Genomic DNA, 7,637 nt, shown 5'->3' with positions numbered 1-7,637 from the left:
GCCGTGCAAGGCGAACAGGAAGCCGATCACAATCCGGAAAATCCCCAAGACGGTGTACTTGTGCTGGTCGAGTCGGGTGTCAAGAGCGTTCAGCATGCTCTCGACCTTATGCCGCAACCCCCGTTTGTGCGCGCATTAGTACAGCGTTCCGTTCTCTCGCGCAGCCTCCAGGTAGATCGGGGGGAGGGTGACGCCGCGCCGGTCGAGGGCCTCCCGGCGGACCGCCACCTCGAAGTGGGACGACTCGACCGGGGCCGGTGGGCCGGGGGTTGCCCGGTCGTCGAGCCAATCCAGCGCCAGCCGGATCGCCCGCGCGCCCTCGTCGTCGGGCGGCGGTGAGAAGCTCAGGCCGCCGCCGTCGGCGACGAAACCGGCCTGGGTTCCGATCGGCAGGGGTCGGGCATTGGCCTCGGTCCAGGCGGTGAGGTCAGCGGCGGTGCTGACCCGGCCGGCGCTGTCGGGGAGGTCCTGGACGCTGAGCACCACCAGCACGTCGGCGTCCGCTGCCTGCCGCACGCCGTCGCGCCAGGCCTCGGCGGTCGACACCAGCGCGGCCGGGCCGATGGTCGCCGAACCCCAGTCGAACGCCCTCATCTGCGCCAGCGCGGCCCGGTCGGTGTCCCCGTCGACCCCGATCGCGGCCAGTGTGACCGGGCGGGTGCCGAACAGGGGGATCAGACTGTCCCGTAACGCGGTCCACGGCAACTGCTCGGCGATGCCGGAGACGTTGGGGGCGCCAGCGTAGCCGTAGAACTCCGGCGGCCGGTCGATCGAAACGTAGAGTATGCGAGGGCTGTCTCGCCCGACGTAGTCCCTGGCGACCAGAGCGTTTGCTTCATCATCGACGGCGATCAGAATGTCCGGCTTGAACCGGTCGACAGCCCGGCGGGCCTCAGCCACCGCGGCGCCCGGGTTGCGGGCGGCGGCCGGGGCAGCCACACCCAGGTAGTTCCACTCCACGTTGAGCGGACGCCGGTTGTTCTCCAGTGCCATCCGCATCCCCCGGTCGACCTCGTCGACCCAGGCCGATCCCTGCGTACCGGAGTGCAGCACCAGGATGCGCGGTTTGGTGGCGTTGAACAATCCGAGCATCACCACGAAGCAGAGCAGGAAGCCGGCGATCAGAAGATTCCGCAACAGCCTGGTCATAACAGTCCCAGCCATTGCCACCACGGGATCGACGCGTAGACCACCGCCACCCGCGCCGCGTTCATCAGCAGGTTGTAACGCAGGAAGCCTCGCTCATCGGCCTGCTCGAACAGGCCCGCCGCCCGGATTTGGATGATGCCGTTGGTTCCCTGGTGACGGAAGAACGAGATGTCGCTGAAGACCGCCGCGCAGAACACACAGATCCACGGGTGGATCCCCTGTGCGGCGGCCACGGGCAGCAGCACGACCGCCGCGGTCAGCATGCCCGCGGTAACCGGAAGCGCCAGCCGCACCGCGAGTGTGACGGCCAGTGCCACAGCGATGAACACCGCGATGCTGCCGTCGATGAAATCGAAGCGGTGATCAACCTCGGCGGCCAGAGCGTCGGCCAAGCCGAGGTGGTCCATGATGCGCATCAGACTGTCGATGCCGAGCAGGAAGAAGATCATCGGCCAGTCAAGTTGCCGTTGAAAGTCTTTGCGCAGCAACGTGCCGGTCAACAGCAGGCCCAGTAGCACGCACCCGGCCAGATATGCCGGCCGGACATGGTGCCATCCCACGGTCGCAGTGCCCAGCAGGAAGAACAGGAACCCGCCGGCGGCGATCCACTCCTGCGGCTTGAGCGGACCCAGCTGGGCCAGGCTCCGTTGCATCTGTGCTCTCGGCAGCGCGGACTCGGCGCCGGTGGGAAACAGCCGGGGCAGCACCACCAGATGGACGACCGTCACACCCAGGGCCGCCACCGCAGCGGCCACCAGCCAGAACAGTCCGCTGAACTCGGCCTGAACCTGGGCAGGGAGCAGACCGAGAGCCGCGATGTTGGACGACTTGCTGGTCGCCATCATCGGGGAGAACAGAATCGCCCCGCCGAACGTGGCCGCCAGTAATGCGGTGACCGCAGGCCCCTTGGGCGGCAGCCGCAACCCGCCGACCATGTCCTGATAAACCGGCGTCAGCAGAGACAGTCGCGCATTGGTCGACGGCATCAGCGGGGACAGCGCATACCCCGAGCCCAGCAGGGTGACCTGATGCCACACCGGTCGGTCCGGAAGGCGCAGCAGCAGCCGTGTCATCAGCCGGTAACTCAGACCCGAGGAACTGATCACCGCGGACAGTGCAAACACCCCGAGGAGTAGCAGCAGACTCGGTGAGGCGAAACCGGCCAGAGCCACATCCGGCGGCGCCAGGCCGATGATGAGCGCGGCCACCACCGCGACGAGTGCGGGTACGAACTCATCAACCAGTCCGAACACCCAGAACAAGACGGTCGCGGCGAGCAGTGCCGCGAAAATCGCTGACTGCACGCTGAATCCGGCGGCCTGCATGGCCAGGTAGACCAATGGCGGCGCCACCAACACCGTTGCCCAGCCGACGATCTCGCGGGCCGGTGCGCCGGGGCTGCCGCGGTGCGTCGCGGCGGCGACCGTGACGGCCACGAGCACAGCGCCCAGAACTGCGAAAACCGGCCAGTGCGAGGCCAGGACGTCGGTGAAGCGGGCGCTCACCCGGGCAGGCTAGCAGTGCGGCTACCCGACGTTTCGAGTCGTGACGCCCCGGGCATGCGAGTCGATGCCCAATAAGGCCCGCGTGGGCGAGGCAGAGCCGCGCACGGGTTCGACCTGAAACGGTTGCCGTACGCGGCTATGGTCGTGCAGGTGAGCGACAACCAGATGCTGGTCCTCAACCGCGCCGACCTCGACGGCCTCGGGCTGACCTGGTCCGAGATCATCGACGTCCTCGAGGACGCGTTCCGGCAGAAGGCCCGCGGCCTGGTTCAGAACCCGCCCAAGCCCAAGGTCACCTCCCGGGAGGATGCCTTCATCCACGCGATGCCGGCCTACCTGGGCGGCTCGGACCGCATCGGCCTGAAGTGGGTGGCCGGCTACGAACAGAACCACGCCAAGGGCCTGCCCTACATCTACGGCGTGATGATCATGAACGACCCGGAGACCGGACGGCCGGTGGCAATGCTCGACGGTGGTTGGATCACCGAGATGCGCACCCCGGGCGTCTCGGGGGTGACGATGCGACATGTCCCCGGCGATCCCAGGCATCTGGCGATCGTCGGCTGCGGCCTGCAGGGGCAGCGGCACCTGGAGGTGGCTCTGGAGGTACACCCCGGCATAACCCACGTCACCGCCTACGACCGCAACGCGGACCGGGTTGCCCGGATGTTCGAGGAGAAGGCCGGCGACCGGGTGACCCGGCTGGGCGACTCGCCCACCGACGCCGTCGCGGGTGCGGACCTGGTGATCACCACCATCACCGTGCCGCTGGATCCGAAGCTCGATTGCGCCAATACCGATCCCAACGCCCTGCTACTGCCGGTCGACTACGACGATGCTATGTCGCCCAAGGCCTTTCACGACGCGGTCATCTACTGTGTCGACGATATCGGTCAGTACAGTTCGGTCGCCGATGACCTGTACTTCTTCGGGTTGCCCAAACCGGACACCCATCTCGCGGCCGTCGTCTCCGGCGAGTACGACGTGCCCACAGAGGGGCGGCGGATGTTCCTAAATATGGGGATCGCGATGGACGACGTGGCCCTGAGTTCCCTGATCCTGGACCGGGCGCCGGCCGCAGGGGTCGGCAGCTACATCGAGTTTCCCTAGATGGGCGCCGCCGGGAAATCGTGGCTGCGGGCCGGTGTGCTGGCTGCCGGGTTGGCGGCAGGGCTGCTCGCCGGGCCCGGCGCCGCCGCGGCTGACGACGGCCGCGCCGCCGCCGCGGAGCGGGATCACGGCTCGACGGCGCGATCCCACTCCCCGGCTCGGCGGGTGCCGGCAAGCCACGTCGGAAGCCGGCCCTCCGCGGTTTCCCCGTCCGGAAGTCTGATCGAAAAGCCCCCTGTCAGTGAGGTTTCAACCGCTCGGCCTCCGGGACCGATCGGCTCGGCTGTGCTCGCCGCGCGGGCCTACGTCTACGGCTATCCGCTGATGGAATACCAACGTGTCCGTCAGACCGTCGGAACGGTGAACACCCTGTCCTCGCTGACCGCTTTCGCCAATCCCGACGCCGACCCGGTCTGGCAGTCCATCGGCGGTGGTAAGCGTCCTAATGTCGACACGTTCTACTCGCTGGCCGAACTGGACCTCAGCCGAGGACCGGTGGTGTTGTCGGTCCCGGATATGGGCAGCCGCTATTTCAGCTTCCAGTTGACTGACCCCTACACCAACGTCTCCGGCTATGTCGGCTCTCGCGCAACGGGATACGGACCGGGGAAGTACGCCATCACCTGGACCGGGGGCCCGCAGGCCGACATCCCGGACGCGCAGACGGTCCCGGTGCCCTACAGCAGCATGATGGCGCTGGGCCGCACCCTGGCGGGCGACGAGGCCGATCAGAAGTCGGCCGTCGAACTGATCAAGCAGTACTCGCTGACTCCGAGTGGCGGCGCGGTGAGCCCGGTGATTCCGATCCCGCGGCCGGGTATCGGCTATCTCGACGCCATCAGTGCGGGTATCGCGCTCAACCCACCGCCCGCCGCGGACGCCCCGGAACTGGCGCAACTGGCGCGGATCGGCGTCGGACCGGGAATGCGGGTCGCCGACGCCAACCTCGGCCCGCTGTCGACCGTCGCCGTCGGACTGGCCGTGCAGGCGACTGCCGCACTGCTTCCGCTGCTGACCGCCGTCAACCAGTACGCCGCCGCGCTGGGCCACCGCGGCTGGGCCACCCCCGGACCGGAGATCGGCGACTACGGCACCAACTATCTGCTGCGCGCAGGTGTCGCGCAGGCCGGTCTGCTGGCCAACACCCCGGAGGAGGCGGTCTACTCCGCGGGACTGCTCGACCGGAACCTGCTGCCGCTGATCGGCTGCGGAATCCGGCCCTACGTCCTGCATTTCGCGCCGGGCGAGGAACCGCCGGTCGACGCGTTCTGGTCGGTCACGGTCTACGACGCGGCCGGCCGCCTGGTGCCCAACGCCCAGCACCGGTACAGCGTCAGCAGTAGCCGGCCGGAGGAACTGGTGCGCAGACCCGACGGGTCGATCGACATCGTCTTCGCGCACCGCGATCCCGGCGATCCCGGCGCGAACTGGCTGAAGGTGCCCTTAGGCCGCTTCAACGCATATCTGCGGATGTACCGGCCCCAACAGCCGATCCTCGACGGCACCTGGGCGCCGCCGCCGATCGAGCGCAGCCGGTAGCCGGCGCTGGAAGTCGGCCTCGCCGACGACGGATCGGAAGGTTCGGCGGTCACTCCCCGGAGGGGGTTCCGCCCACCTCGGCGGCCAACGGCGGCGGCAGGGGGGGAGGCGGACTGGCCGACGGCTTGGGCGCCGCCGGGGTCGTCAGACCCGGGGTCGGCGCGGCCGGCCCCGACTTCGGGGCGGTCGCAGTCGAGTTCGACTTGGAGGTCTCAGCGGCGGAGGGCGACGTCGAGTTCGGCGTGGCGGGGGCGCCGTGGAAGTCGCTCCAGGACTCGGTGCGGAAGGTGTTGCCGCCCGAGGTGACGCTCAGCGCCGTCGGGGTCACGGTGTACTTCACCCCGTCGTTGTCCGCGACGAAGGTCTGCGCCGAGGTCTGCTTGGCCGGGGCGATCAGTTTGGCGCCGTCCGCCATCCGCACCCCGCGGTACTCGTAGCCGCCGGCGGCGGTCTTGCAGATCGCCACCCGAGAGCTTCTGGTGGTGCCGAACAGCACGGCGGTGGAGGGCTTGGCGCACCGCGCGGTCGAGTCGACGTAGCCCTCGCCGTCCGAGGGGGGCGCCGCGGTCGGCGCGCCGGATGCCAGGGGCATGCCGACGGCGATCAGGGCCGCCGCCACCGCGCCGGCCAGGCCGGACATTCGCAACATGGAAGTGCTCACCTGATCCACCAGACCACACCCCACACCGCGCGCGCGAGAGGCGATGCGGATCCAAGACCCAACCGTTAGGAGTCCGAGACGACCCAACGGCCGCGCCGCATGACGGCGGAAACCGCGAGCCCGTCATCGAGGACCACCAGGTCGGCGTGGGAGTCCGGGCCCAGCACCGGGCTGGGAAGGCCGAGGGCGCGAGCGGGATTCACCGAGGTCTGGGCCACCGCCCTCGCCATGGCCTCATCCGGGGGCAGACCGCCGCGGAAACCGGCGGTCACCGCGAAACCGAACAGGCGGTCCATCGTCGCGGTGCTGCCGGCGATGGTGTCGGTGCCGACCAGGTGCGCGAGTCCCCCGGAGACGTCGACGTCCAACGGGCCGATCCGGTAGGCGCCGTCGGCCATCCCCGCCGCCGCCATGGCGTCGGTCACCAGCGACACCCGGTCCGGTCCGGCGCTGCGGGTGACGTGCCGGTACAGCGCCTCGTCCACGTGTACCCCGTCGCCGATCACCTCCACGGTGACCCGGGGATCCTCCAGCAGGGCGATCACCGGGCCGGGTTCGCGTTGGTGGATCGGACGCATCGCATTGAAAAGATGGGTGCCGACCGTCGCGCCGGCTTCGATGGCCGCCCGGGTCTGCTCGTAGGTGGCCTCGGTGTGCCCGACCGCGGCCACCGCTCCGGCGCCGGCCACCCAGCGAACCGCATCCAGTCCGCCGGTGCGTTCCGGTGCCAGTGTCACCATCCGGATGCATCCGCCCCCGGCATCGAAAACCGCTCGCAGTTCGGTGATTTCAGGGTCGCGCAGCAGCGCGGGGTCGTGCGCCCCGCAGCGCTTCGCGGCAAGCCACGGACCCTCCAGGTGGACGCCGGCGATCAAGCCGTCGCTCACCTGCTCGGCCAGCGCGGCGACCTGGCGCAGCAGATCGTCGGGCGCCTCGGTGACCAGCGAGGCCAGCAGGGTGGTGGTCCCGTGCCGGGCGTGCAGTCCCACCACGGTCTCGGTCATCCCGGCATCGGAGAAGCTGCCGCCGCCGCCGCCGTGGACGTGGGTGTCCACGAAACCCGGAACCACCGTCGCCGCACCGAAGTCGCGGTCGGCGGGACGTCCCGGTGAGCCGGACCCGACGGCGGCGATGGTGCCGCCCGAGACCTCGATCCAGCCGGGGCGCAACAACTCTTCGCCGGTCAGCACCGTGCCCGCCGTGAGCAGCATCTAGATGCCCTGCCAGCACGGTTTGGACGCGTAGGTCTCCCGGTAGTAGTCGGCCAGCTGCAGTCGCCGCGCGGCGGCGTCGTCGAGCAGCACGGTGGTGTGTGGATGGTGCTGCAGGATGGTGGCCGGCCACATCGCACTCACCGCGCCTTCGACGAGTTGATGCACGGCCTCGGCTTTGGAGCGCCCGGTCGCCACCAGCACGACGTGGCGGGCTTCGGAGATGGTGCCCAGGCCCTGGGTGACGCAGTGGGTCGGTACGGCGGTGAGATCCCCGTCGAAGAAGCGGGCGTTGTCCAGGCGGGTCTGCCGGGTCAGGGTCTTGATGCGGGTCCGCGACGCCAGGGACGAACCGGGCTCGTTGAAGCCGATGTGGCCGTCGGTGCCGATCCCGAGGATCTGCAGGTCTACCCCGCCGGCGTCGCGGATCGCCTGGTCGTAGGCCGCGCAGGCGGCCGGGAT

General features: G+C 69.4%; 7 protein-coding genes. 2 read left to right on the top strand and 5 right to left on the bottom strand.

The genetic code is table 11. From position 1 onward, the window contains the following. Positions 1-135: 135 nt before the first annotated feature. On the bottom strand, positions 136-1,164 hold the full coding sequence (locus ADBZ5U_RS13155; RefSeq protein WP_526810877.1) for a hypothetical protein: 1,029 nt from the start codon (positions 1,162-1,164) through the stop codon (positions 136-138). Further along, positions 1,146-2,654: an SLC13 family permease gene (locus tag ADBZ5U_RS13150; protein ID WP_526810875.1), complete on the bottom strand. Its 1,509-nt coding sequence runs from the start codon at positions 2,652-2,654 to the stop codon at positions 1,146-1,148. The genes ADBZ5U_RS13155 and ADBZ5U_RS13150 overlap by 19 nt, the downstream gene beginning before the upstream one ends. 150 nt (positions 2,655-2,804) lie before the next feature. Here ADBZ5U_RS13150 and ADBZ5U_RS13145 point away from each other — a divergent pair, with 150 nt between their 5' ends. After that, the gene (locus ADBZ5U_RS13145; RefSeq protein ID WP_526810874.1) at positions 2,805-3,764 is read left to right on the top strand and encodes an ornithine cyclodeaminase family protein; all 960 of its coding nucleotides are present in this window, start codon (positions 2,805-2,807) and stop codon (positions 3,762-3,764) included. 285 nt (positions 3,765-4,049) lie between these two features. Next, positions 4,050-5,303, top strand: coding sequence for a DUF1254 domain-containing protein (locus tag ADBZ5U_RS13140; RefSeq protein ID WP_526810872.1), 1,254 nt, complete (start codon positions 4,050-4,052; stop codon positions 5,301-5,303). 49 nt (positions 5,304-5,352) lie between these two features. On the opposite strand, the gene ADBZ5U_RS13135 is transcribed toward ADBZ5U_RS13140, so the two are convergent. The 3 genes from ADBZ5U_RS13135 to ADBZ5U_RS13125 form a co-directional block, all read right to left on the bottom strand. Continuing rightward, complete coding sequence (locus ADBZ5U_RS13135; protein WP_526810870.1) at positions 5,353-5,964, bottom strand: hypothetical protein; 612 nt, start codon at positions 5,962-5,964, stop codon at positions 5,353-5,355. Positions 5,965-6,029: 65 nt separating this feature from the next. Next, positions 6,030-7,175: an N-acetylglucosamine-6-phosphate deacetylase gene (locus ADBZ5U_RS13130; RefSeq protein WP_526810868.1), complete on the bottom strand. Its 1,146-nt coding sequence runs from the start codon at positions 7,173-7,175 to the stop codon at positions 6,030-6,032. Then, on the bottom strand, positions 7,176-7,637 hold a 462-nt coding region (locus ADBZ5U_RS13125), incomplete at its 5' end, for a glucosamine-6-phosphate deaminase (protein WP_526810866.1).

Origin of the sequence: Mycobacterium sp. (assembly GCF_040398885.1) — a bacterium.
Taxonomy (GTDB): Bacteria; Actinomycetota; Actinomycetes; order Mycobacteriales; family Mycobacteriaceae; genus Mycobacterium.
This window is presented reverse-complemented; position numbering and strand designations above follow the sequence as displayed.

Coding starts and splice junctions, on each gene's coding strand:
- ADBZ5U_RS13130 (WP_526810868.1), bottom strand. CDS start 7,175: ATGCTGCTCACGGCGGGCACGGTGCTGACCGGCGAAGAGTTGTTGCGC.
- ADBZ5U_RS13155 (WP_526810877.1), bottom strand. CDS start 1,164: ATGGCTGGGACTGTTATGACCAGGCTGTTGCGGAATCTTCTGATCGCC.